This is a genomic window from Devosia crocina, assembly GCF_900116545.1.
GTDB classification, from domain to species: domain Bacteria; phylum Pseudomonadota; class Alphaproteobacteria; order Rhizobiales; family Devosiaceae; genus Devosia; species Devosia crocina.
This window is the reverse complement of sequence record NZ_FPCK01000001.1, coordinates 1,610,478-1,633,708: the sequence shown is the minus strand read 5'-3', so window position 1 is coordinate 1,633,708 and position 23,231 is coordinate 1,610,478. Positions and strand designations below refer to the sequence as shown.

The window sequence follows — 23,231 nt, the reverse complement described above, 5'->3', positions numbered from 1 at the left end:
TATCAATAGCCGTCCTCGCTTCGTCGGTGCTCACTAGCTTGGCGGTACATTGCAGAAAGCTCTTCCCTCAGAAACTTGTTCTCCTCAGTGAGCATCTCGAGCGAATTGCTCATGCGCGAGATCTCGGCCTTCAACATGGAAATTGAGTTTGCGATTTGTGCGGAGAGCTCACCCATCATGAAACCCTGCTTGCCACCGGCTTCATCGATCTCGAATGAGGCCTCGAGTCTTGCAACAATCTCCGCGTTCATAGAGCGGCCAACCTCTGAAGCAGCTGCTTTTAGCTGATCCCGCATCCCATCGGGTAGCCTGACTATGACCTTGTCCAGAACCCTACTTTCCGACTCTTGAACCAAGCTACACCTCCAGGTTGATATGGCAATAGGCCATAAATGACCTTGTTTCAATGTCGGCCTTAGGCCATATTGGCCTTAGGCCATATAGGAGACTGATTCTTGGATACTGACCGGAACAAAAATGTGGAGGGCTTTAGCCTTCGCATCCCAAGCGAGTTACGCGACCGCCTGCGATTAAGCGCTAGAGAAAATCGACGGTCGCTGAACGCTGAAATTCTTGTGCTGCTTGAGCAAGCGCTGCCTCACACGAAAAAGGCCGAAGCGGCTGTTGCCGCTCCGGCCCATTGAGCCCGCCCGGCAAGGCGGAACTCCACATCTAGGATGAACCAAATGCACGCACTACATAGCACGCCCGCTGGCGGTGTCACACTCGACATGCTCACAACTACCGAATTGCTCGAGGCCAACAAAACCCTGCTGGCCGTTCGGCAGATCCTCAATCTTCAAGCTACTCGCTTTCGCGCCTTCAGCGGCGCAGGCGGCGAACAAGTCCGGGCCTGGGCAACTCAACACCTTCAGCGGATGGACGAAGAGATTTTCGCGATTGCAATGGAGTTCGACAATCGCGAGATGGCGAATGAGGACGAAGAGGTCGAGCGCGACATCGCTATTCGGGAATCCTACGACGTCCTGCCCTTTGAAAACCCCTTCGGTGTGAAGGTCAGCCGGAGCGCGGGGCAATGACAAACGCGCAAGAAAACCTCGACCTCATTTGGGGCGCTGCCGCGATCGGGAAGGTACTCGGGTGCTCGGTCCGCAAGACCTATCACATGCTAGAATCCGGTGCCCTGCCTTGCTGTAAGCAGGTCGGCAACCGCTGGGTGGCAAGCCGCAAGGCGCTCGAGGCCTTTTTCGCGGGGGTGGCGGCATGACCTTCACCCCGCGTAGCGAAACCGTCAGCTCGGGAACGCAAAAGATCGGCGTCATCCACAGTCGTGCCAAAGATCGGCACGAGGTGTTCGGCCCTACGGACGCCTATATCTGTCAAGCTATCACCCTAGAACACGCCCGGCGCATCTTGTTCGAGATGCATCGAGACAGTTCAGAAGGGCTGGCCAAGCTATGAGGCAGCGCACCTTCTTGGCTACACGTGACGACGCGGGCCACGCCCGCGCTGTCGTTCGGTCTGTGTACTCGGGAACGGCAGCGGACGATACTCTGCTGCATAATCCTGAAGAGACGATAGGCCTTGAATTACGGAACTATCTCAAGGCCGTCTATAACGGCCGCACACGCCAGGGACATGCTGTTGGGAGCTTTGATGGCTGGGCAAGGGCGGTGGCCTGGGTTTCGATACGGTGTGATGCTGAAGTCTCACTAGCAAGCGTGGCACGTCACGCTTCCAAGATTGGTGTTCCACTCCCTGAACCTTTCATGGAACGGGTAGCGCTAGAAGCCGCCGCCGCTAAGGCGGCCGGCATCCCGATGATTGATGCTGTATCTCTGGGAGAAATGATCCAGCTAACTGCGGCTGAAAGAGAGGAGTACAAGGTGCGCAGGCTGATTGAAGCTTGCGACGAAACACCAAAAGAGCGGATCAATCGTCAACGGCGAGCCAAGCGCGGCTCGATTTCTAGGGCGAATTCTATCACTGCTCAGCAGCCTTGGCTTGCCGACGGCTACAAGTGCCGCCGCACCTGGGAGAGGAATGGGAAACAGCCCAAAATGTCGCAAACTTGGTCGACCACAGATTCTTTTAATAAGGAAGAAGGGTGCTCGACCAAAGTTGCGACATCTGACGGGTGCTCGACCAAAGTTGCGACAAAGCCGGAGCGTCAGAATGGCTGAGCAACTCGACCTGCTCTCGTGGCAACCATCACCCGCCGTCGTGCTTGCTTTTCCGCAGGATCGTAACCGGACCAGGATCCGGCATGTCGTCGATCTTTTAGAGAAACGACAAACTCAAGACCGCTTGCAAAGGTGCTTTGACCGGGAGCTTCGATCGTTGGCCAAGAGCCTCAAGGCAATGGGTCTTGACGAGCACCAGATAGACCGACAGCTTGATCGCTTCACTCAGGCTGTAAACTTCGAGCTATGGCGTCGAGATTTTCGTCATCGGCCGGGAGGCGCCGCATGATCCTTCCCGCATGTGTCCTCATGGCCCCTGACGACATCATTGGCCTGAAGCAGGCCGCTCACCTGGCTGGCAAGGATCCGAAAACGATCCGCGATTGGTGTCGCAAGCATGGCATTGGCAGCCGGCCTGGCGGGGGCGGTCCATACCGAGTCTCGCTTCCTGGGCTCCAGATGGTCATTGCTGAGGATTGGCGGGCGCTCGAGCTCCTGAGGGAGGGTCGCCGAAGCGCCCCAGAGGTGATGCGGCACTTGCATTTCCTAGGATTAGCGGCGTGAACCGGCGCGTGTTTCCACCCAGCGCCTCTGCCTCGCGAGGCTGAAGCAAGCCAAGATCATTCCAACAATGGAGCTGATCATGGCACCTACAGAACTTACCCCTTTGACCCTCCGCGGAGGCCGCGTTACCGCCGGACTCCGAGATGCAATTTTCGATGAAGCAAACCGCGCCGGCATGTCCGTCAACGAGTTCGTGCTGACTGCCGCTGCAGAACGCCTTGCGCAGCGCGGCATCAAGTTCGCCGGCGTCTTCGAACCCGGCGATCTGGACCAGATGGGCGCCGCCCGATGAGCACCAGGCCTATCGCCGTCCGCTCTAGTTCTCCCCACCGGCGCGATATCGCACAGGATGCGTTCAAGGCCGCCTGCGCTGTTCCCGCGCCTGATCACGGCGCTGACGTGGAGTTCTCCCACGACGCCGGCAGGCCGCCGCGGGTGCCTCAAGCGGGTAAGCCGCGCACGTTTACCGTTACGGGGCGCTGAGATGGATGCCATAGATTTCCGCCCCGGCCGGCGAGCCTACGAGGTCGCGATCAGCGTCCCCAGGCGTGCCCGCCCATCTAAGCTCTCAGCGGCAATTCGCGAGTTTGAAGAAGCGCGTGACGCGGCGCTCGATCTCCTCGCGCGGCGAACGAAGCTTATTGCCGCTGCCCGGAATGCCCAGGATCCCATTTGCTCGACCGCTCGCGCTCACCTCGCCGACCTGAACGGATCCGGCAGGTTGGATGCCGCACCTGATGCCTATGAGCGGGCCTGTCGCGGACTTGAGCACGAGATAGGGCGGAAGCTCTGCATCGGCTGACGAACTTGCCCCTGTCTCACATCAATCAGCCGCCGCCGAGGGCGGCATAGGAGAACAAACATGCCAACCACCCCCACAGCGTCTTCGTTTGACGCTCTCGCAGATCACCTTGCCAACATGTCGGTCCCTGAACTGGCCCCCATGCACGTCCGGTCACCGAAGCCTCAGCTCGGCCCCCAAAAAGCTGCGGTCCAACTGCTCGCTATCAAGGCGCTGCTGCCGATCCTCGAGACGCTACCGACGCCAGCAGCGCTTAAGGGCAAGTCCGAGGATGAGTTTTTCGACCTTCTTTACAAAGGCCCGCAAGACGCGGTGCGCGCTATCGCCGATCGTGAGCTTCAGCGTCAGACAATGAAACTGCTGAACGAGCTTACGGCTTCCTGGCGCCTCGCCTGGGGCATCTGAAATTCAGAAGCACCATCAATGGTCGCCCATGGCGGCTAGAAAGGCCACGAATTGACTAAATCCGACGCATATCAGCTTTCCCCCGAAGAATTTGTAGAAGAACGCGACCGCATCCGCGACATCATCGCCGACGGCAGACAGGCGGGATTCCCCCAGTTGGCCGAGGTGCTGGCCTTTGAAAGTGACCTCAGCGCCGACCAGGCTAAAGCCGCCTTCATGTTGGCACGGGATGACCAGAGCCGGCCACAACAACCGCCTAGCGCGGCCTGAGGACACCTGCGTGCCGTACGATTTTACCCTCGCAAAGAACCGCGTGATCTGCCGTGAAGAAGGGGTGGAGTTGCCTGGCGACAAAAGTAGTTTGACCGCCAAGCCGACGCCTCGTCCGAGCGAAAAGGCTGGCGCGGTCAAGAGCAAGCGAATGACCTCGGATGACATCGAGCTAGTCGAGCGCGCTGATTTGTGTCTTCGCGCCTTCGCCAACGATCTTGCGGTAAGCCGCTTGCCGCGCGGGGAGCACAAGGAGGGCCTTTTTCAGTTCACCGCCGCGGGCACAATTTTGGATCGTCGGGCATCCGAGCTTCGTGCCGCACTGCAACATTTTCGTCGCGCCGCTGAGGCGCGCGCAACCACTGAACTGATGCGAGATGACCTGGACGACGAGATCCGAAGCTTTCAGCGTATCGTCTGGCTCGCCGCTCGATAACTAAAACCGAAAGGAAATCCTATGGCCAATAAACGCACCACCTCCCCGGCGGCGAGCTTCCCCGCGTATATCGCTTTGACTGAAGTACTTGCCGCCGATCCCGGCGTGTCCGCTCAACTTGCCGCGCTGAAAACCGCGAATGACCGCTTCGACTTCGTGGCAGAGAAAGTCCGGGAATCTCACGCTCAGAATTATCATCAGCGGATCCGAGATCAGCAGAAAGTCGTTACCGAGCTTCAAGCGAAGTTCGATGTTGGCAAGGTGGAAGCGGAGGATCTGGCCAGCGCCAAGCGCGAACTGGCAGACGCCAAGGAAGCGTTAGAGTTGGCGCCCGGTCGGCGGAAGGTCTTGCTGGAAGAGCTTGAAGTGGCTGACGCCGCGATCAACGCGGCACAGACTGCCCTCGGCAAAGCCCTTGTACCTTGGGAAACGAAACTGACGGAGGCCAGAAAAGCGCTCGAACTGCAAGCTGCACAACTGCTTTTTGTAGCAGCTCAGGCTTTTAATCTTCAGCATCCGGGCGTCGTGAGAGTCGGCTCGTTCGGCAACTTTATCCTTGATCTCCCGAGCTCGTATGGCGCTTTCGGTGGAGACGCCCGCGCAGATGAACTGCCTATGACGCGGCATGATAACGCCGGCAGAGCATCTGGCCTTCTCGACGGTGCCGAGCGCCGCCACGATCGCCTGGTGGATATGTACAACTCGCTCACAGCACAACACCGTGAAGCTGACCTCACGGCAGGTATCGATCGGGACACAATTGGAACCGCCGCGGGCGCCCCAATGAGCGCCGCCGACTACGAGTATCGGGTTGGCCGCCAAGGCTCCTCTCCGGGCACAAGCCAGCCCCTCAGCTCCTTCTCGTCCAGCATCGGTTACAGCGAGTGAACGCCATGACTTCCACACCCACCCCCACCACCGAGGCGGCGCCGACGAGCGCCGTCGAGTATCTCGGCGCCCCGCGTGCGGTCACCATCCCGCTGAAACACGCATTTCGGATCGGCGAGCAGGAGTATCGGGAAGTCGTGGTTCGACGTCCGACTGGTCATGAGGTGAAAGCCTATGGCTTTGCGGTCTCGGCATTCTGGCGGGATATCGAGGCCGGACGGAGCGTCCAAGAACCCCTGTACCCCGGAATTGAGCTTCCGCGGGAAGCCTTGGCCGCTCTGGACGATGACGATCTTGAGGCCATCGAGGAAGCGGCCGACGGTTTTTTTCCCGATCGCCTGCGTCCCGTGTTGGAGGCACACAACGGGATGCTGGCGATCATCGTGGCGCCCGCCTCCGCGCTGGCCACTGGCGAGAGTGGACCAGCTTCATAGCCGCCGTCCTGCACATCCCGCCCAGCGAGGCACTGACGTGGGACTGGGCGGAACTCTGCGAGCGGTACGAAGATGCTCAGGTGATCGACCGGGAACGGTGGAAGGCGAAAGCCACGCTGGCCGGCGCTAAGGTCAAAAGGAAAAAACGCGATGGCTAGAACGTTGATTGGCCAACTCATCCTCAGGATGCAGCAGAACGTTACGCCCGAGGCCAACAAGGTCACGGCGGCCCTCAAGGGTATCGAGACGGCTTCCGCCAATCTAGATCGAAAGCGCCCCCAGTGGGGCAGCAAGTTCGATCAGCAGCTTCAGCGACTGAAGGTGTCTCCCGCTGAGCACGCAGCGATCGTTGCAAGCTGGGACAAACTGCTTTCCGCCATCGACGGAAAAACGGGGCGCGACCGACGCGAGGGGAAGGCCGCTTGGCAGACAGGTGTTATTGCGCACCTCGCCTCTATGCGGACTGAAATAGACAAGACCGAGCAGCGGGCGCGAGTGCTGAATGACAGCCTTCGCGGCATCAATCGGTTTGGCGGGTATCTGGTTGGCGGAACGACTGCTTACGTCGGGTATAGGGCCACCCACGGGGGTGTCAACGCAGCATTCGAGCAGCAGCGTCAGCAGGCGAACGCATACTTCGCAGGCCTTCCAGAAGAGGATCGCAACCGCATCAAGGCAGCATCGGAAGAGCTCTCCGCACAGTACGGCATTTTTTCCGCCGACATGTACGAGGTGCTCAAGGAAGCCAGCCTTTCTATGCCCAACACCGATATCGCGCTCGAGGCCGGGGACACCATGGCCCGCCTGTTCGTGGCATTGGAAGCAATGTTCGGCAGATCAGAGGCGATTAGCGGTCTCTACGACCTTAATAAAATGGCCGACAATGCCGAGCTGAACCTTACGGCGGAACAGTACACCCGGGTCATGGACCAGTACCTTCGTGCTCAACAGGTGCTTGGCAAGGACTTATCTCCTGGCGATATGAAGCGGGCGGTACAGTATGCGCGCATCGCGGGTAAAACTCTTTCCGAAAATTACCTGATGACCTGGCTCCCGATCATTGCGGCCGAGACATCGGGAAGCGACGCTGGCACTCAGGTGCGCGCCAACTTCGACCAATTTATCGTCGGTCGCGCATCCAAGCAGGCGCAGGCGAAAATGGCCGAATGGGGCATCATGGAGGGCGGCGAGCTCGTCGGCACCGACCTTTACGGTGAGAACCAACTTCTCTGGGCAAACGAAATTCTCCTGCCGCGCCTCAGAGATGCGGGTATCGACACCGACAACATGATGGAGCTCGGCCGAGCGATAGGTCAGCTTACGCAGAACCGGCAATCGTCCGACCTTTTGGCGCGCGCACTGATCTCAATCGAGCAATACAGCCGCTACGCGTACGAGCGGTTCCCCGAAGCAAAAGGCTTGGCCTCCGCGGACGAGATCCGCGACATGGACCCATTTGCAGCAACCACAGGCATGGTCAATTCGCTCAAGAACTTCGCTGCTGCCATGGGCGAGCATGTCGTGCCGGTCATCATCCCGGCCATGAACGCCTTTGCTGGTGGCGTTGAAGAGCTGGCGCAGAAGGTGAGGGATGCCGAAGGCTGGGAGGTCGGTTTAGCAGCTCTGGGCGTGGCAGTAGGTGGTATCGGCGCAGTCGGCGTAGGCAAAGTCGGCCTGGCCTGGCTGACCGCCGGACCGTCGCTGCAAGCAGCCGCCACAATGTTGCAGTCTGCCGCGGCTTCCTTGGGCGGTACAGCGCCGACAGGCGCCGGTAACAAGCCGACCGGAGGCAAGAGTGCGGTCACCCCTGTCGGTTCCGCCAATCCCCTGATGATGCTTGCGCCTTGGCTGGCTGATTATGCCGGCACGATGGCCTTTGACCGGATTGCCGGTGAAGGAGCAACTGCTCAGAGCCGTGAAGTCACGAACGGTGCGCTCGAACGAACTATCCAGCGCATCAATCAGCTTCTGTTTGCCGCTCCTGCTGGCCCTGACTTCGCCTCAAACCCCCTCGCTCCAAACGCTGCCGCCTACCAGGCTGAAATCGACAAACTCAATGCCGAGATCGCCGACTGGGGGCCAGAGCCGGCGCTCCTCGACCGCCTCGCCAGTCTCGAGGCGAAGCTGTCGGGTGGCGGGGGCGGTATTGGGACCGGGGTTGACACCAGCGAGGTTGCCGCGGCCGGCCAGAAGGCTGACGAGGCAGCGCTCAAGCTCGGCGCGCTCAATGCAACGCTTCGACCCGTAGTGGACGTCAATCCTATCACCCGGCTCATAGGCCTCCTTGAGCGAGCCGTCAGCCTTCAGCGCCAGCTTGGCGCGGGGCCGACGGGCGGCGGTGATCTTGATACACGTATCCGGGCCTCCTTCTCTGACTATGGAGTTTCCCCATGAGCTTGATGCTGGGCAAACCAGGCGCCCCCGTTTTCTTGGAGCGCAGGCCACAGGCCTGGGCCGGCATGGTCGGCTTCCTCGCTGGTCGAGGTTATTCCTCCGTAGCGATCGCTGAGAGGCTCAACGACGGGACACACCCGGCAACGATCCGAGCAATGGTGACACGCCGTTGGAAGCTTCGCCCGCCCGGGGCGCGCAAGGGCAGAATGGTGGATGTCATGGTTCCAATGCGCGCCAAGGAACGCGCTGCCATCGAGAAGAACGCTGCCGCGCGCGGCCTCACCTCCGGGGAGTATTGCAGGCGGATGTTGGTGTGCGCGTCGATGCCGCGTGATCGATATGGTGAGTTCGTTCAGCAGGATCGCTTTGACGATTAGTGAGCCTGCTAGTGACCAGCGGCCGCCGTGAGGCTTCGAGCAGTCTGATGGCGATGGCCCTGTGGCCGCTTCGGCGGCGAAACTACCCACAATGAAGTGCTGGACTCAACGATAGTCCCCCGCCTAGATCAGGCGGGGGATTTACTTATGTTCAAAGCAACCGTAGCGACCGCGTGCCTTGTTTCACTGTTTGGCGGAAGTGCGCTCGCACTTGAACTCCCGCCTCCTGCGCAGCAGCCTGCATGGCAACTCTATCTGCCGGAAAATGTACCAAACCAGTCGCACCGCTTAGATCTCGCGCAAGCCTGCTGCAAGCGCTGTTCGACGGGTCAGGCCTGCGGCAACAGCTGCATCGCGCGGAGCAAGCAGTGCCGCGCCGGCCCTGGCTGCGCGTGCAATAACTGACCGAGCACTCAGCGTTTGCCAGGAAAGGACCCCTGGCCCACGCACTTCCCAGACCAGGTCCTCGGCCAGTACCCATTCCCATCGGCCAGTGTCGGCAGCGCGGTATGGATAGACGGCGACGCTGCCAATGGATTGGCTCATCAGCTCGCTCCTGCAATCACGATTAAATATTGATCTGTCTCGACAGATTGGTCTGTTTAGAAATTCGCCTTAAGGTGCCACCCTATTTCAAGGAGGGCACCCCATTGTCACTAGCTTCGAACATCATCCCGAATATTCAGGCCGCCTATATCTCACTGCTGGAGCGACCAGCCGATCCCGACGGGCTGCAGTACTGGACTGAGCAGGTTACGAAAAGTCAGAGCGCTGAGACGGTGATCACTGGCATCTTGCAGTCCGACGAATTCAAGAAAAAGCAGCTGCAACCTACGCACGAGCAGTTCCTGAACAGCGTCTACGCAAACCTGTTCAACCGGGCGCCCGACGCGGACGGGAAGGCGTACTACCTGGAGCAACTGAAGCAGAACCAATCGGCCAATTTCGAGAAGGTCCTGCTGCAGATTATCCAAAACGCCCAGAATGCCGACAACGTCAAATTGACGTCGAAACTCAAGACTGCGGATGAGATGACCAAGAAGCTGGACGAGCAGAAGATAGCTCTCCAGCAGGAACAGTTTTTCGTTCAGCAGAAAGCCATGGCAGAGGCGATGAAACAGATGAGCGACCTCATCAAGAACATCACCGATCAAGCCTCGAACATCGTCCAAATCGATAAGATCATTCAGGACTCGACCCAAAAGGCAAAGCCGGAGCCAATCTATATCGAGGTCCCAGGCCCGACCAAGATCGTCGAAGTGCCAGGCACCGTTGGCATGATCCTGGGCGATGGCATCGATAAGATCGATTTGGGCAACGTCACCGCCACGATCACCATCAGCGTAAACACCGCACTGGAAGAATACGGTATAAGGGACGACACTCTGGACGTGATCACGGGTTTTGGCTCTGACGATAAGATCAGCCTCGCATTCCATTCCGGGAACTACGCCTTCATTTCGTTTGAGGTCGATGAGCTTGACGACGTGTTCGAGTCCGAGTTCACTGATGCAATCGTATTCGCTTACCACTCCGGTGCTGAGACGTCATGGCTCGTTGTGTTTGACGACGAGGGCTATGCGGTGAATGGGGTCGAATTGGTCGGCCTTGGCGACGGCGATTTCACATCGTCGAATTTGCTAAGCCTGCAGTAGGCGCACTCCGGCGAATGGGCTTCTCAGAGCCCGTTCGCCTCTTCGAAGGTATCGCCTTCAGCAATGCCGGCAGGGCAATGTGCCAGCACCACGGGGTCACTGAAGTGGCCCTGTGCCAGCGGGCGGGATGGCCCCGCGCCACTTTCAAACGCCATAAGGACTTCGCCGCCGGGCGCATTGCGCACCGGCTGAACCAGCTGGGGGTGGGGGTGTGGTGATGCACCCTCGACAGAACGTGATGACAACGTTCATTGACGAGGTGCCTCGGTTGACTCATATTGTGCACGGCAGGCAAGCGCCGGAATCGTCTCGAGTTGCCCAAACGGCAGCAGCATCCTTTGCGATGTGGATCCAGGGGCCCGGGGGCCTGCCACTTCCTCCCTTCAAGCGAAGCTCGCGGCGAAAGCTCTCTGCTTTTCAGGCATTGGGTTCCTCGACAGTGGTGGGATCAACGTCAAGCCGCAATTGAGGGTGCGCCCTTGGTTACGGATGTATCTGGGTCTCAAAGCGTGGCAGTAGCCTTCTTCACAATGACCGTAGAAGCCGGGCTCGAACGCAGCGAAAGTGGCGCTCGTGACAACGTCAGCGAGTTGCAGCCCCGCACGCACAGCGTGGTTTTCAACGCGAATATCTGCTGGGTCGAACACTGACCAGTCGATGCGGCCGATACTCGGCATTACCTCTTTGCCATCCTTCAAGAACTGCAGGTATTCCCGCATCACCTCGTAATCCGTCCCCTCGCGCCGAGAGAATGTGACGGTCAGTGCCGCCTTATGTCCATGCTGCAAGGCTCGTTTTCGCACGGCTGCGGTGACGCGCTCGAGGGTGAAGCGCACTAGGTAGTTGTAGAGGTGCTGCGGCTGTTTAAAGATCTGGTACTTTGGACTGTCTACGATGGTCGGCTTGAACGAGAGAACGACGCAGGCAGCGAACGGCTTGCTGGACAACGAATGACAGACCGCAATTTTCTGCTCGTGATTTCTAAGTTCTTTGAAATGGAGCGTACGGCCGACCCTTTGAGGAAAAGGCTTAACGGCTTCGTCTCGCCATTTTGGCAACTGTGAATCGCTCACAGCATCGACGAGAAACGCTCCTATCGCAAAGAATCTGGACTGGCCGCCTGAGACCCCCTCGACCTTCAGCTTGCCAAGTCCTTCGTCGCCAGCTTCGTCGATATAGGCGTGATAGCGAACTACGTCTAAGGCTGTCCCTGTCATTGCTTTTCCGGCTCTAATACTGCCGAAGATGAATACAGAGCCGCAGTGAAGTGTCTAGTGTGGTTTACGAAACGCCCGCCTGCCACAACATGCCTGCGCTGGCTACCAAGCAGATCACACCAAAAACCAGCCTGGGCAACATCGACCAGCGTGCTGTAGGCGCCCCGCGCAGCGGCGCCAGCACCTTATCCATCGACACCGCCTCACCAGTCGCCGCCGGCACCGTATCGAGCCCCCTGGCGGCGCGCTGCCTGTTCTCGAATTGCCGCGCCTGGTCCGGTAGTTCCGCCGGCAACACCCCGTTGATTATCTCGCGTTCAAGATCTGAGATGGGCCCGAGTTGCCCGGCCGGCTTTGCCACCTTCACGCGTTCCACCGGCGACGGGACACCGTCGGCGAGCAAAGTCGACACAAGCGCCTCGCCCACGCCCATTTCGAGCACGGCCTTCTCGACGTCGATTGCCGGGTTGGGCCGGAAGGCGCGCGCGGCCGCCTTCACGAAGCGCTGCTCCTTGGGCGTGTAGGCGCGCAGTGCATGCTGGATTCGGTTGCCGAGCTGGGCGAGAACACCGTCGGGCACGTCAGCAGGCGACTGGGTGACGAAGTAGACGCCCACACCCTTGGAGCGCACCAGGCGTACGACCCGCTCGACGGACTCGAGCAGGTGCTTGGGCGCGTCGCGGAACAGCAGGTGCGCTTCGTCGAAGAAGAAGACCAGCTTCGGCTTGTCGAGGTCGCCGACCTCGGGAAGCTTACGGAACAGCTCGGTCAGCAGCCAGTAGATGAGCACGCCATAGAGCTTGGGCGCTTCCATCAATTGGTCGGCGTGTAGCAGATTGACGGTGCCGCGTCCGTCTACGGTCTGCAACAGACCGGTAATGTCGAACGGCGGCTCGCCGAACAGCTTCTCGCCGCCCTGCGCCTCAAGCGTCAGGATATTGCGTTGGATGGTTGCGATCGAGCTGGCGGTCACATTGCCGTACTTCTGGCAGACCTCTTCGCGCTTGTCCTGCATCTCCACCAGCGCCCAGCGGAGGTCGTCCAGGCCAAGCAGGTAATTCTGATCGTCCTCGGCCTTCTTGAGCGCTATGGCCAGCGTGCCGGCCTGCGTCTCGTTCAGGTTGAGCATGCGGGAGAGCAGAACCGCGCCCATCTCCTGCACGCTGGTCTTGATCGGGTAGCCCTTGGCGCCGAACACGTCCCAGAACTTGACGGGGGTGGCCGTGGCGATGCCGGAAAGATCGCCCTTCACGTCGGCGGCGAACACGGGGACGCCGGCGGCGGAGAATTCTTCGGCGAGACGCTGCAGTGACGTACTTTTTCCGGTTCCCGTAGCTCCGGTAATGAGCCCATGCCGGTTGGCGAAACGGAGGGGCAGTGCCACGGCTTCTCCCGACGCCGTTACACCGATGTCGACAGCATCAGCAATTTCGGTCGCGAGTGATGGAAGCTCAGAGTGCGCCGTCACGTTGATGTCCTTTCAAAGTACACATAAATAGTGTAACTAAGCGACCGCCTAAATCAACATGAATCGAGCAACTCTATGCCAAAATCGTCCATGATTGCAGCGCAATGCCGAGCGGCTCGCGGTCTTCTGGATTGGTCGAGAGAGGAGCTGGCAACTCAAGCTCAAGTGGCAATCCGGACGATCATCGATTTCGAACGTGGCGCCCGCCTTCCGAGACAAAGCACCTTAGAAGCGCTGGCGCTTGCCTTTGAGGAGGCTGGCGTGGAGATGATTGCAGCAAACCGCAAGGGTGCAGGCGTCAGGCTATCTCACTCAGCGCTCCCGATAGGCCATTCTGACCTTGATTGACGAGGCGGGGCGACGAGGCTACTCACCCTCATGCGCCACGCCCTTGCCATCCTTATTTCTGCTGCGTCCCTTATTGTCGCTCCAGGTCCCGCCACCGCCCAGACCTCTAGCGAATACGCCGAAATGTCGAACGCTGCCGTATCTCACCTAGAGTGCGCGTTGCTTGCGACCCCCGAAGACGCGCAACGGCATTACGATCAGAGCGTGCGACTGCTGGACACCTTCAAGGAAGCCGCACGGTCGGGGCTTGTGGATCCGCAAGATCTCTATGACTACGTTCCCGAGCAGTTCTGGGGGATGGGTCGGTTTGTTGCTAGCAATGAATTTCACCTCGGCGTCCTGCATGAAGAGTTGAGCCTGAAGCACCGAGATCTATTCAGGAAAGGCAGCTTCGCCGATCCTCAAGAGTATTTCGCCCAAGCCTATCGCGCGGCGAATTGCGGGATGATCCGCTAGCACCTCGGCCCTGGCTGATTGAGCGAATCTCAAGTGGAAATCGTCGCCGAAATTCTTACCGGCCCCTGGTTCTGAATTCTCCTGCCAAATTCCGGAATGGTCCACATGCTCGGCACCGCGCCAGCCTGATCGGCGATTGTGCTTTAGGATGTCCATTCGCCAGCCTGTCCTGTCCGCAAGTGAGGCATTGAATCAAGGTGCAAGCACCTGGTTACAACCCTGCCCATGTGGAGGCGGAGGGTGCAGACGGACCGCAGCACCTCCCCCAATATCTCCTTACCCACTTGCGACAGCGAGCGCCCGACAGGGCGGCGCGCAGCGGAGGGCGTGGGCGGGCGTAGGCAGTCAGGTGAGGCCAAGGGTGTCTGGTGAGCGTAACTCCTGCCACAGGCCACGGCTGAGGCGCTGAGCAGGGGTCTAGGGACCGTACTAGGGAGGTAATCGGTGGGGGCGGCACCCGACCGCAGATACGGGCGCAAGTTTTCAATTCTAGGGGGGTTCGCCCCCATAGGCATGCCTCTGTTGAATTCGTTGGATAATTTTCGTGTTTGGGCGCAGACGTCCGCTTCAAAAGGGACATTTTTGAACGCAGCCATGTGCAAGTTGTGGTTTGGGCACTTTGCACAAGGCAATGCCCCTTCCGTTCCTTCTTTGTTCATGCCTATAAACGAGCCTTGGCTTTGTCCTCGCCAAGGAGTCGTCGCATGCGGATCAGTCGAATAGTCATGGCACCCGGTGGCACGCCGGTGCCTCTCTCGACACTGCTCAAAACTCGTATCCCCCTTGTCGGGCAGAGCGTTCACGCAGGCTTCCCGTCGCCGGCAGACGACTTCATCGAGTCGATGATCGATCTCAACGAGATCCTCGTCCCAAATCCGATCTCAAGCTACCTCTGGCGCGTCGTCGGTGACTGCATGATCGACGTGAAGATCTTCCCAGGTGACGTCGTCGTGGTGGATCGATCACTGGCGCCCAAGCACAGGGACGTCGTCCTCGTCATCATCGATGGGGACCCCACACTGAAGCGCCTCAACCGGCGCGGCGGGGTCATGGTGCTGCACAACGAGAACGCAAAGCTGCCGCCATTCCTGATCTCGGAAGGCACTGAGGTCTCAATCTGGGGCGTTGTGACGAATACGATCCGCGGCATCCGCAAATGACCGCCCTCGCTCTCATCGATGGCAACAGCTTCTACTGCTCATGCGAGCGCGTCTTCGATCCGAAGCTCGAGCGGCGGCCGGTTATCGTCCTTTCCAACAACGACGGCTGCGCGGTCGCGCGAACGGCAGAGGCAAAGGCGCTGGGCATCGGCATGGGCGCGCCATTCTTCAAGATCAAGGACATTTGCCGCAGCGGCAACGTCGCCGTCTTCTCCAGCAACTACGCCCTTTATGGCGACATGAGCCGGCGTATGAACCAGGTCTATCAAGGCTTCAGCCCCGACATCGAGATCTACTCGATCGACGAGAGCTTTCTTGACGTCGAGCACCTGCCCATCAAAGATCGGACGGCCTGGGCTAGTGATCTGCGATCGACGACGCGCCAGTGGACCGGCATCCCGTGCTGCGTCGGCATCGGCCCCACGAAGACACTTGCGAAGCTCGCCAATAAGGCTGCCAAGAAGCTGGCGGGTGGCGTTCTCGATCTCTCGGAAGAGCGTATCCGGGCTGAGGTGATGGCGACGTTCCCGATTGCCGACGTTTGGGGCATTGGTCCCGCGTCGCAGGAGAAGCTTCGACACCTCGGCATCGAATACGCTGGGCAGGTCCGAGACATGGACCCGAAGCTCGCGCGGCAGCTCATGACTGTCGTCGGCGAGCGGATCATCCACGAGCTAAACGGCCGCCAGGCCATCGCGCTAGAGGCCGTTGCGCCGCAGCGCAAGGGTTGCGCCGTCACTCGGTCTTTCGGGGAGCGCGTAACGCAGAAGATCCAGATGGAGCAGGCCGTCGCCGGGTATGCCACCCGCCTCGGCGAGAAGCTGCGCCGGCACAACCTCGCGACCGATCACGTCACCGTCTTCATGCACACGTCGCAGTTCAGCAAGGACGATCCGCAGCGTTCGGTTTCCATGACCGTCGACATCCCGGAGGCCACCAACGACACCTTGTCACTGATCAAAGCTGCGCGCCGGGCTGTCGACGCACTCTGGCAGGACGGCTTCCGCTACAGCAAGGCCGGCATCATCACCCAGGACTTGGTGCCGCCAGCGCAAAGCCAGCGCGCCCTCTTCGACGCTATGGACCACGAGCGCGCCGCAAAAGTGATGGCAGCCATGGACAAGGCCAACCGACGGTGGGGCAGGGCGACAGTCGTGCCCGCAGCAACAATGGGCGGTGCGAAAAAGCCGCAGACCTTCACGACCAAGTTCGAGATGCGGTCGCCGCGGTTCACGACTAGGTGGGCGGAGCTTCCCATGTGTCGCTGAGCCCATACTGCACCGGCTCAAGAGAGGCACTTGCCTGTGAAGAGATAGGGAGAGCGTGGCCTTGATGGAGACTGTGCATTTGACGCGCTGCGCTTTCCTCCTGCTGTCAAACAGGTGCTTGGCTGTTCCCGCTTAAGACCACGCGCATTAAGTCTGCGACATTCCTGGCCTTTAGTTTGCTCATTATATGAGCCCGGTGGACCTCTATGGTGCGATGGCTAATGTTGAGTTTCTTGCCGGCGACCTTACTGGAGTCGCCGTTGACAATGAGCTCCAGAACTTGTCGTTCTTTGGATGTCAGCAGGGGGAAGCCCGTAATGCTAACCCGGGACACGCCGTTTTCGTCCTCGACCATACACACAGCCTGGCGAAATGCATTGCGAATTGTCCAGGTTAGGCGTTCATGGTCTACCGGTTTCCCGAATACGTAAGTAGCACCTGACTTTATCGCCTGAATAGTTTCATCGATGTCAGGACGGTCAGCGATCATCACAATAACGCACGACGGGTTAAATCGCCGGATCTGGGGCAGGAGGGCTAGGCCAGAAAAGTTGCCAATCAAGCTGTTTACGATGACCACATCTGGCGTGCGTCGTTCTGCTCGGATCAAGAAGTCTTCGGCCGTCAGTGAGAATGTAGCCTCAAAACCTTCCATTCGCAGCAGCAGCAAAAGTGCTTGGCAAGTCTTGGTGTCATGATCGACGATGTGCACAAGCTTGTTTTTTAATGCGTGAAACGGGATTACATCGTTGGTGTACATCAGGAGCCCTCGTCTGAATGTACGCATTATGCCTTGCGCGTAAGGACTTAGTAATTGTCATTTTCCTGTAATGTGTGAGGCTTTTTTATTCACTTCGCCTCAAATGATGTCGCGGTTTTTCTCGACAGCAGTGTCTGGGAATTTATTTGCCTTAATGAGGGATTCGCGTAACGCTAGTCTTGGTCATTGAAGGTTGGGACACTTTGATGCTTGGACAGTTTTGGTACAAAGAGGCGGCTCCAGACGATGACGTGGTCCTGGAGCTGAAGTGGGTGAACGAAGAGCCCTATGGGAAGGTCGCCACACCCTGTTGGGTTGCGAGGCAGCCAATCAGCGATGAGCTCGGCGTGAAGCACGAAGACGAGTTCATGAAGCTGCCATTCGCCTTAAGCTACGGCTTGCTTGTGGCTGCTGCCTCTGGCGCTCGGTTTACGGTTTCGGGGGATCCCACGGTCTGGCCGAAACCCTGGGGTAACCTCCTGATGGGTGAACTTCGAGACTTACGCGTCCCAGCGCCTATATCTCATTGAGTTTGATCGCTTTAGCGACCGCATGAACGCGATTTGTCGCCTCGAGCTTGGCTGTACCTCGTCGCACATGCTCTTCGACAGTTCGGGGCTGTATGCCGAGCTCGCGGGCGATCCGCTCGCTGGTGTAGCCTTGGGCGATCAATGAGAACACCTCCTTCTCGCGGACGGAAAGAAGCCGCTTATGCTCGGAAGATGTTGCGGATGCGGGCAACCATTTCGACAGTTGGTCGACACGGGCAACGTACTGCTGCATGGTTTGCGTCATCCCTAGAAAGCCTTGGAATTTCCCGTGACAATCGATACGCGGAACGCCGTGGCCCCAAACTAGGTGATAACTGCCATCTGCCATACGCAGACGATAATCGACAGCGTACTCTCGGCATTCATCCGTGGCTTTAAAGAACTCTCGGCGCGTTCGGACTTGATCGTCTGGGTGTAGTAGCTCGATCCATGCAAGGCCAAGCATGGAGCCAGGTTCTGCCCCGGTAAACTCGTACCATTTGGGGCTGTAGTACGCACAGTAGCCGTCTTCGAGAGTGATCCAAGCCAGTATGCCCGACGCTTCCACGATTTCGCGAAAGAACAGCATGTCCTTCTTCCATGGAATCGTTCGCTGCATTTGCGCTTGGCACCCCCATCCCAGGTTAATCTTGCACAAACCAATAAGTACAGCCACTGTCCGTTGCATCGACAAAGTAAAATTTTACCAAGTTTGAACAAGGACACTCTGATTGAGGGCTAGTTCGGAAACGGAATTTAACAGAGTAAGTAGCCCGCTGTCTCACCAGTTGTGTTATACAGGTCAGTGGAGGGTTGCCGTCCTCTTTAGTATCGGCAATCCTTCGCTTCAGAGGCGGTAAGGCGGCACCACGGGAGTTACGTCGATATGCAGCACCTTCTCCAGACTTCGGGTTCTCTCGAACGTTTGAGCGAAGTGGTGCCGTTGGCCAGGCATACGGTTAGAGTGACTTGGGTGAATGGTATCTCTGAAGAGAAGGATCTATCCTTCCTGCTGGCCAACCATCGCATGTTCTCAAAGGTGCGGAGTGATACCGCCGTCTTTGCTACTGTGAAGGTGGCCGATGAAGGATCTCGTATTCGCTGGAGCGATGGATCATCACTCAGTTCCCGCGCGGTTAGCCGAGTGCCGAAGACCGACATGGACGCTGCTCTGTTTCGCAGCATCATGGCGGATCTGAACCTTACTAGCGAGGCGCTGAGCTGCTTGTTAGGCTTGTCGCGCAGGGGGGTTACTGCTTACAGAGGTGGAGACCCAATCCCTAAACACATCGCTCTCGCAATGCTCTATCTCTGGGAGCGATTGGATCGCTGAAGACAGCCCATGCCCACCAAGTTCCAATCTGAAACAGGCTCTGTCGCGCCGGTTGCTGACGCCACCCACAAATTTCCGATCTACTTCTGTGAGGATTGCAGTGCGCCTAATGCCGCTTACGGCCGGGCTCGCGCCGATGGGCGGCTGAACTATTGTGGCTGGAGCAATGGCGGGCCGGTGTGCGTGCGGAAGGGAAGCACCACGTAGCCGTCTCTGCAGGACTGGTTACTTCGGCTTGCCAGCCTCATCAGCGTCCTTGCCGCGCTCCCTGGCTATGTCCTCTAGGATCTCCCTCCGCATCTCCTGGCGCTCTTCCTCTGTGACGTTAACTGCGCGCAGCAGATCATCCATGAGAGGTTCAGGCTTGGGAGGGAAGTTTGGGACGCGGATCATCGGCACCAGAACTCGTGGCCATTCGGCCAGCGACGGGCCAAGCCTTCGCTAATCAGGATATCACCAACATCGACGCCATCAATGCGGATTGTAGCTTCGAGCCGACTGCCGGTGCGATCGGTGCCGAAGATCTCGACGGTCCACACGTTTTCGTTGAGCAATTGCAGTAGCCGAGCGCTGGCGCGGTTCGCCAGCTCCACCTCGGCCTGACCCCCGCATAAGTGGCCCATCGATTCTGGTGTGTCGAAGTCCTTCAGCCGGAGCGACTCTTTCATTCCGCCGAGCCAGATTGTGTCTCCGTCGACTAGGCATCGCTTCTGGGGCCCGTTGCGCTCGCCTGGGTGGCACATTCGCCAGGGCTCGTTGGCTAGGGCAGGAGAAGCCAAGATGGCAAGGATCGCGATGAGAAGTACTGGGCGCATGAAGGTCTCCAGAGGGCTGCTTCAGCAGTTACAGGAGCTTCCGGGTGCTGTCGAATTGCTCTGCGGCTACCGATCATCCCGCTCGTTCAGGTTTGTCAGTTCGAAGCACTCGATGATTGCGCATGAAACATCAAATCTTGCAGCTTTGTGACGCCGTCGAGCCCTCTCAACTGTAGCGAGCAGCGGAAATTCCGTAACAAAAGCAGTGAAAAGACGGCTTGGGGCTGAACCCCCTGCTTTTTGCCGAAAAACTTGCGCCCGTATCTGCGGTCGGGTGCCGCCCCCTGTCGTCTGCACCTGTCTACAGTCCCTAAACACCTCGATGCGGCCCGCGCGCTGGCCGCTGGCGCTAGGGAGCGGCGTTGCTTGCCTTCGGGGCGCCTACCTGAGGTCCCAGCCTGCCTACGGCCGTCTCTGATGGAATTGCTTTGAATGGTCCAGCTCGTGACTGCAAACTCCCTCGCGTGGCTGCAACTCGGCCGCCCCGCAGCTACGCCGGCAGCGCGAGACACCGGCAGGCAAATGCCCCAGCGTAGGGATTGGGCGTGCCAGCCCGGAAAAGCACTGCGGCCATCGATCTACGACCTGTTGGTGATCTCGATCGACTGTTACGCTGGCGCTTCCGGAAACTCGTCCACCGCCCTGCCATTGCAAATTGAGAAGCAGATGGAGAAATCGCTTTAGCAGCAATGCAGACTTCTCGGGGCATTAGAGGATATCGGCCGCATCCTGATAGCCGGTTTCCTCGTCTGTCGCGCCAATGGCGCGGTCCAGATCATCACGCAGCCAGAGCCGGCGGCGCCCCTCGTTCACGCGGGGCTGCGGATATTCGCTTCCTACCCGATCCAGGAATGCTTCCACGCTGGGTTCACCGACATAGCCGGCAGCATACGCCGCGTTCATGCGGCGGGGCCATGAGCCCACAGGTATGATTGGTGGCCTAGCCATTGCGCTTACGGTTGAAGCTCGGACGCTTGATTCCGCCGATGAAGTTTTGGAGATCCTGTTCGGCTCTCACGAAATGGACTGCGTCCAGCTTGTCTCGTAGCCACAAACGCCGCCCAGGCTCGTCGATCTGAGGCAGGGGGTACACGGTGCCCACCTTTGCCAGGAACGCCTCAGCCGACGGCTCGAACATGTATTCGGCAGCGAGATCAGGATTGAGCCGTCGTGGCCAGGAGCCTTCCGGTAGCGTAGGTGGCGTGATCTTTTTCGGCATCCGTAAGCCTCGGCTGCAGGTTCTAGCGGACCGCCCTCAAGCCTTCGACTGAAGCGTACTCCGGCAGAGCGTCATCCCTTCAACCAGCTTGCCCATGTCAATCCATCTCCGGAACTTCGCCTTCAGAAAACAGCACAACAGGCTCGCCAAACTCACCATTCAATAAGTCGGCCGAGCGCCACCAGGCGATCGCGCCGGCGTACTTGCCTGAGGACCATAGGAGGTGCGCCTGCTGTTTGGCGGCTGCCTCTGACTGAGCTTCACGAGCATCGAACGCCGGCTGAAGTTCGCCTTCCTCATCACGGACAAAGGCAAGGTAGACGATCAACTTGGTCGGTGGGGCAGGAGTGCTCATTCAGGCCTCAGGTGCTGCTCGATCAACTCACGCGCAATATCCATTGCTTCGCCGTAGCCCGGTACGTTGTCGGCAGCGGCTTGCTGCATCTCCAGCAGGAGCAACGCCTGCTCATAGACCTCGACGGTTTCCTCGCCCGACAGTAGACCCTTGTCGTGAAGCGACTGGACGAGGGCTGCCAGAATGGCGCTCGACGACAGCGTGACGGCGGCCACCATCGTCAGAGGTCCATTATGCTCGTCGTCGTCAGCGCTGTCAGTCATGCAGTGCCCCGTGTGCATGTCGCGTCCATGTCGCATGGATTCGCCGGGGGTGTCGAGAAAAGCCCGGAAATGCTGGGTATCTAAGTGCAACACGAACGCAACATGGCTGCGCCTGGCGCTAGTGCCGGCGCCGACCTAAGTGATTGAGTGTGTTGTGAAATTCATGGTGCCGGCAGCAGGGTTCGAACCCGCGACCCCCTGATTACAAATCAGGTGCTCTACCAACTGAGCTATACCGGCACAGGCGGGCGTTTAGCATTGGGTCGTGGTGGGACGCAAGGAGAATGGATGAAAGCGTGTCTTCAGGCTGGGGATTTCCCTGGCCGCGGCTGATCTTTGTCCTTGGGAGTGGTGGGCTGGTCCAGTTTACCGTCGCCATCCTTATTGCCAAGATCGTCGACATTATCGTCCATCTGCTCGCCATCCTCGGTTTCCAGCGGCGCGGGCTTGGAGTCGTGCTGTGTCATTGTGGTCTCCTTCTCTTTGCTAACCCGCGAGCACACCACCGGTTCCGGTGCAAACCGGTGTATCACCGACTGAGAATTTTTTTTGCGTGAGAGCGGCGGGAAACGGATAGCGGTAACCTCGGAAGCTCAGGGGATGAATGCGCTTGGCACGACGGGCGGCAAGACCGCACAAATTTGCCTTTGGAACCGAAACGCCCAGAAAATCCGGGGCTTTCACCCTTGCTGGTGACGCGGCGATCCAAGTACCTAATGACAATGGCGCCGAGCTTTGCGCCCTTGCTTGAAGGTGCTTATCCGTGACGAACCGCCTTACACATCTGCAGACCCTGGAAGCCGAGAGCATCGAAATCTTCCGGGAAGTCGCAGCGTCTTTCGAGCGTCCCGTCATGATGTATTCCATCGGCAAGGACTCGAGTGTTCTGCTGCACCTGGCGCGAAAGGCGTTCTTTCCGAGCAAGATCCCGTTCCCGCTTCTGCATGTCGACACCACCTTCAAATTCAAAGAGATGATCGCATTCCGCGATCAGACAGCTGAAGACTATGGCTTCGATCTGATCAGCCACACCAATGCCGATGGCGTGCGTGACGGGATCAACCCGTTCGACCATGGCTCATCGCGCTACACCGATATCATGAAGACGGCTGCCTTGCGTCAGGCGCTGAGTGCTGGGCGGTATGATGCCGCCATCGGGGGGGCACGGCGGGACGAGGAAAAATCGCGGGCCAAGGAACGCGTCTTTTCTCATCGCAATGCCGCACACGCCTGGGACCCCAAAAACCAGCGGCCAGAACTCTGGCGCACATTCAATACCCGCCTCAACCCCGGCGAAAGCATGCGCGTGTTCCCGATCTCGAACTGGACCGAGCTCGATGTCTGGACATATATCTACGCCGAGAACATTCCTATTGTGCCACTCTATTTCGCCAAATCCCGACCGGTGGTGGACCGCTCGGGCACACTGGTCATGGTTGACGACGAGCGACTGCCGCTCGGGCCCGGCGAGCAGCCGCGGCTTGAAATGGTGCGGTTCAGAACCCTTGGGTGCTATCCGCTGACCGGAGCTATTCGATCGACGGCCGCAGACCTCCCTTCGATCATCATGGAAATGCAGGCAAGCCGCACTTCGGAACGCGAGGGGCGCCTGATCGACAGCGACTCTGCCGCCTCGATGGAAAAAAAGAAGCAGGAAGGCTATTTCTGAG

At 58.9% G+C, this 23,231-nt stretch carries 35 protein-coding genes and 1 tRNA gene; 21 read left to right on the top strand and 15 right to left on the bottom strand.

What is annotated here, in order from left to right; genetic code table 11:
- Positions 1-2 precede the first annotated feature (2 nt).
- A complete protein-coding gene (locus BM364_RS07920; RefSeq protein WP_244542794.1) occupies positions 3-356 on the bottom strand; it encodes an Arc family DNA-binding protein in 354 nt (117 codons plus the stop codon).
- Positions 357-455: 99 nt separating this feature from the next.
- Here BM364_RS07920 and BM364_RS07915 point away from each other — a divergent pair, with 99 nt between their 5' ends.
- The 14 genes from BM364_RS07915 (at position 456) to BM364_RS07840 (ending at position 8,714) form a co-directional block, all read left to right on the top strand.
- Complete coding sequence (locus BM364_RS07915) at positions 456-644, top strand: Arc family DNA-binding protein (protein WP_092423091.1); 189 nt, start codon at positions 456-458, stop codon at positions 642-644.
- Positions 645-677: 33 nt separating this feature from the next.
- Positions 678-1,040 carry a hypothetical protein gene (locus tag BM364_RS07910; RefSeq protein ID WP_092423089.1) on the top strand — a complete coding sequence of 121 codons (363 nt, stop codon included), beginning with the start codon at positions 678-680 and terminating at the stop codon, positions 1,038-1,040.
- Entirely contained in the window at positions 1,037-1,228 is a 192-nt protein-coding gene (locus BM364_RS07905; RefSeq protein WP_092423087.1) for a helix-turn-helix domain-containing protein, read from the top strand. Before BM364_RS07910 ends, BM364_RS07905 begins: the two co-directional genes overlap by 4 nt.
- Complete coding sequence (locus BM364_RS07900; RefSeq protein ID WP_092423085.1) at positions 1,225-1,422, top strand: hypothetical protein; 198 nt, start codon at positions 1,225-1,227, stop codon at positions 1,420-1,422. Before BM364_RS07905 ends, BM364_RS07900 begins: the two co-directional genes overlap by 4 nt.
- On the top strand, positions 1,419-2,144 hold the full coding sequence (locus tag BM364_RS07895) for a hypothetical protein (RefSeq protein WP_092423083.1): 726 nt from the start codon (positions 1,419-1,421) through the stop codon (positions 2,142-2,144). Before BM364_RS07900 ends, BM364_RS07895 begins: the two co-directional genes overlap by 4 nt.
- Positions 2,137-2,433: a DUF6074 family protein gene (locus BM364_RS07890; RefSeq protein ID WP_092423081.1), complete on the top strand. Its 297-nt coding sequence runs from the start codon at positions 2,137-2,139 to the stop codon at positions 2,431-2,433. The genes BM364_RS07895 and BM364_RS07890 overlap by 8 nt, the downstream gene beginning before the upstream one ends.
- A gap of 354 nt (positions 2,434-2,787) precedes the next feature.
- Positions 2,788-3,000, top strand: coding sequence for a hypothetical protein (locus BM364_RS07880; RefSeq protein WP_244542793.1), 213 nt, complete (start codon positions 2,788-2,790; stop codon positions 2,998-3,000).
- Between the two features lie 570 nt (positions 3,001-3,570).
- Positions 3,571-3,915, top strand: a complete 345-nt coding sequence (locus BM364_RS07870) for a hypothetical protein (protein WP_139232544.1) — start codon at positions 3,571-3,573, stop codon at positions 3,913-3,915.
- A 51-nt stretch (positions 3,916-3,966) separates the two neighbouring features.
- Positions 3,967-4,185: a hypothetical protein gene (locus BM364_RS18195; protein ID WP_139232543.1), complete on the top strand. Its 219-nt coding sequence runs from the start codon at positions 3,967-3,969 to the stop codon at positions 4,183-4,185.
- A gap of 10 nt (positions 4,186-4,195) precedes the next feature.
- Entirely contained in the window at positions 4,196-4,621 is a 426-nt protein-coding gene (locus BM364_RS07860) for a hypothetical protein (RefSeq protein WP_139232542.1), read from the top strand.
- Positions 4,622-4,642: 21 nt separating this feature from the next.
- Positions 4,643-5,509: a hypothetical protein gene (locus BM364_RS07855; RefSeq protein WP_092423067.1), complete on the top strand. Its 867-nt coding sequence runs from the start codon at positions 4,643-4,645 to the stop codon at positions 5,507-5,509.
- Positions 5,510-5,514: 5 nt separating this feature from the next.
- Positions 5,515-5,943, top strand: coding sequence for a phage tail assembly protein (locus BM364_RS07850; RefSeq protein ID WP_092423065.1), 429 nt, complete (start codon positions 5,515-5,517; stop codon positions 5,941-5,943).
- A 162-nt stretch (positions 5,944-6,105) separates the two neighbouring features.
- Positions 6,106-8,337 (top strand): hypothetical protein, encoded by a 2,232-nt coding sequence (locus BM364_RS07845; RefSeq protein WP_139232541.1) that lies wholly within the window; start codon positions 6,106-6,108, stop codon positions 8,335-8,337.
- The gene (locus tag BM364_RS07840) at positions 8,334-8,714 is read left to right on the top strand and encodes a hypothetical protein (protein ID WP_092423060.1); all 381 of its coding nucleotides are present in this window, start codon (positions 8,334-8,336) and stop codon (positions 8,712-8,714) included. The genes BM364_RS07845 and BM364_RS07840 overlap by 4 nt, the downstream gene beginning before the upstream one ends.
- Positions 8,715-9,002: 288 nt before the next feature.
- Here the strand turns inward: BM364_RS07840 and BM364_RS07835 are convergent, their stop codons facing one another.
- Positions 9,003-9,260, bottom strand: coding sequence for a hypothetical protein (locus BM364_RS07835; protein ID WP_092423058.1), 258 nt, complete (start codon positions 9,258-9,260; stop codon positions 9,003-9,005).
- 104 nt (positions 9,261-9,364) lie between these two features.
- Between BM364_RS07835 and BM364_RS07830 the strand changes: the two genes are divergently transcribed.
- Positions 9,365-10,369: a DUF4214 domain-containing protein gene (locus BM364_RS07830; RefSeq protein WP_175528517.1), complete on the top strand. Its 1,005-nt coding sequence runs from the start codon at positions 9,365-9,367 to the stop codon at positions 10,367-10,369.
- Between the two features lie 23 nt (positions 10,370-10,392).
- Here the strand turns inward: BM364_RS07830 and BM364_RS18775 are convergent, their stop codons facing one another.
- From BM364_RS18775 to BM364_RS07815, 3 genes are all read right to left on the bottom strand, one after another.
- Positions 10,393-10,524, bottom strand: coding sequence for a hypothetical protein (locus tag BM364_RS18775; protein WP_280140632.1), 132 nt, complete (start codon positions 10,522-10,524; stop codon positions 10,393-10,395).
- Positions 10,525-10,752: 228 nt separating this feature from the next.
- Complete coding sequence (locus tag BM364_RS07820; protein ID WP_092423052.1) at positions 10,753-11,586, bottom strand: DUF3800 domain-containing protein; 834 nt, start codon at positions 11,584-11,586, stop codon at positions 10,753-10,755.
- A gap of 64 nt (positions 11,587-11,650) precedes the next feature.
- Positions 11,651-13,015, bottom strand: coding sequence for a helicase HerA-like domain-containing protein (locus BM364_RS07815; RefSeq protein WP_092423987.1), 1,365 nt, complete (start codon positions 13,013-13,015; stop codon positions 11,651-11,653).
- A 114-nt stretch (positions 13,016-13,129) separates the two neighbouring features.
- Between BM364_RS07815 and BM364_RS07810 the strand changes: the two genes are divergently transcribed.
- The 4 genes from BM364_RS07810 to BM364_RS07795 all read left to right on the top strand — a co-directional run bounded on the left by BM364_RS07810 (position 13,130) and on the right by BM364_RS07795 (position 16,286).
- Complete coding sequence (locus BM364_RS07810) at positions 13,130-13,402, top strand: helix-turn-helix transcriptional regulator (protein WP_342028842.1); 273 nt, start codon at positions 13,130-13,132, stop codon at positions 13,400-13,402.
- 30 nt (positions 13,403-13,432) lie between these two features.
- Entirely contained in the window at positions 13,433-13,858 is a 426-nt protein-coding gene (locus tag BM364_RS07805; protein WP_092423048.1) for a hypothetical protein, read from the top strand.
- 704 nt (positions 13,859-14,562) lie between these two features.
- On the top strand, positions 14,563-15,018 hold the full coding sequence (locus BM364_RS07800; RefSeq protein ID WP_092423047.1) for a LexA family protein: 456 nt from the start codon (positions 14,563-14,565) through the stop codon (positions 15,016-15,018).
- On the top strand, positions 15,015-16,286 hold the full coding sequence (locus BM364_RS07795; RefSeq protein ID WP_092423045.1) for a Y-family DNA polymerase: 1,272 nt from the start codon (positions 15,015-15,017) through the stop codon (positions 16,284-16,286). The genes BM364_RS07800 and BM364_RS07795 overlap by 4 nt, the downstream gene beginning before the upstream one ends.
- Positions 16,287-16,392: 106 nt before the next feature.
- Here BM364_RS07795 and BM364_RS18645 read toward each other — a convergent pair whose 3' ends face one another.
- Together BM364_RS18645 and BM364_RS07780 are read right to left on the bottom strand one after the other, a co-directional pair.
- The gene (locus BM364_RS18645) at positions 16,393-17,046 is read right to left on the bottom strand and encodes a response regulator transcription factor (protein WP_244542792.1); all 654 of its coding nucleotides are present in this window, start codon (positions 17,044-17,046) and stop codon (positions 16,393-16,395) included.
- A 516-nt stretch (positions 17,047-17,562) separates the two neighbouring features.
- A complete protein-coding gene (locus tag BM364_RS07780) occupies positions 17,563-18,165 on the bottom strand; it encodes a PAS domain-containing protein (protein ID WP_175528516.1) in 603 nt (200 codons plus the stop codon).
- 297 nt (positions 18,166-18,462) lie between these two features.
- On the opposite strand from BM364_RS07780, the gene BM364_RS07775 reads away from it, so the two are divergent.
- A complete protein-coding gene (locus BM364_RS07775) occupies positions 18,463-18,909 on the top strand; it encodes a DUF2442 domain-containing protein (RefSeq protein WP_092423037.1) in 447 nt (148 codons plus the stop codon).
- Positions 18,910-19,134: 225 nt separating this feature from the next.
- On the opposite strand, the gene BM364_RS18770 is transcribed toward BM364_RS07775, so the two are convergent.
- The 8 genes from BM364_RS18770 to BM364_RS18435 form a co-directional block, all read right to left on the bottom strand.
- The gene (locus BM364_RS18770; protein ID WP_280140631.1) at positions 19,135-19,260 is read right to left on the bottom strand and encodes a hypothetical protein; all 126 of its coding nucleotides are present in this window, start codon (positions 19,258-19,260) and stop codon (positions 19,135-19,137) included.
- 38 nt (positions 19,261-19,298) lie between these two features.
- Entirely contained in the window at positions 19,299-19,724 is a 426-nt protein-coding gene (locus BM364_RS07770) for a thermonuclease family protein (protein WP_092423035.1), read from the bottom strand.
- Between the two features lie 708 nt (positions 19,725-20,432).
- On the bottom strand, positions 20,433-20,627 hold the full coding sequence (locus BM364_RS07760; RefSeq protein ID WP_092423031.1) for a hypothetical protein: 195 nt from the start codon (positions 20,625-20,627) through the stop codon (positions 20,433-20,435).
- Between the two features lie 37 nt (positions 20,628-20,664).
- Complete coding sequence (locus tag BM364_RS07755) at positions 20,665-20,943, bottom strand: hypothetical protein (protein WP_139232539.1); 279 nt, start codon at positions 20,941-20,943, stop codon at positions 20,665-20,667.
- A gap of 97 nt (positions 20,944-21,040) precedes the next feature.
- Entirely contained in the window at positions 21,041-21,298 is a 258-nt protein-coding gene (locus tag BM364_RS07750) for a hypothetical protein (RefSeq protein WP_092423026.1), read from the bottom strand.
- The gene (locus BM364_RS07745; RefSeq protein WP_139232538.1) at positions 21,295-21,561 is read right to left on the bottom strand and encodes a hypothetical protein; all 267 of its coding nucleotides are present in this window, start codon (positions 21,559-21,561) and stop codon (positions 21,295-21,297) included. The genes BM364_RS07750 and BM364_RS07745 overlap by 4 nt, the downstream gene beginning before the upstream one ends.
- A 164-nt stretch (positions 21,562-21,725) precedes the next feature.
- Positions 21,726-21,801: transfer RNA gene (locus BM364_RS07740), tRNA-Thr, on the bottom strand.
- Positions 21,802-21,863: 62 nt separating this feature from the next.
- Positions 21,864-22,028, bottom strand: a complete 165-nt coding sequence (locus BM364_RS18435) for a hypothetical protein (RefSeq protein WP_175528515.1) — start codon at positions 22,026-22,028, stop codon at positions 21,864-21,866.
- Positions 22,029-22,324: 296 nt separating this feature from the next.
- On the opposite strand from BM364_RS18435, the gene cysD reads away from it, so the two are divergent.
- Complete coding sequence (gene cysD, locus BM364_RS07730) at positions 22,325-23,230, top strand: sulfate adenylyltransferase subunit CysD (protein ID WP_092423020.1); 906 nt, start codon at positions 22,325-22,327, stop codon at positions 23,228-23,230.
- Position 23,231: the final 1 nt, after the last annotated feature.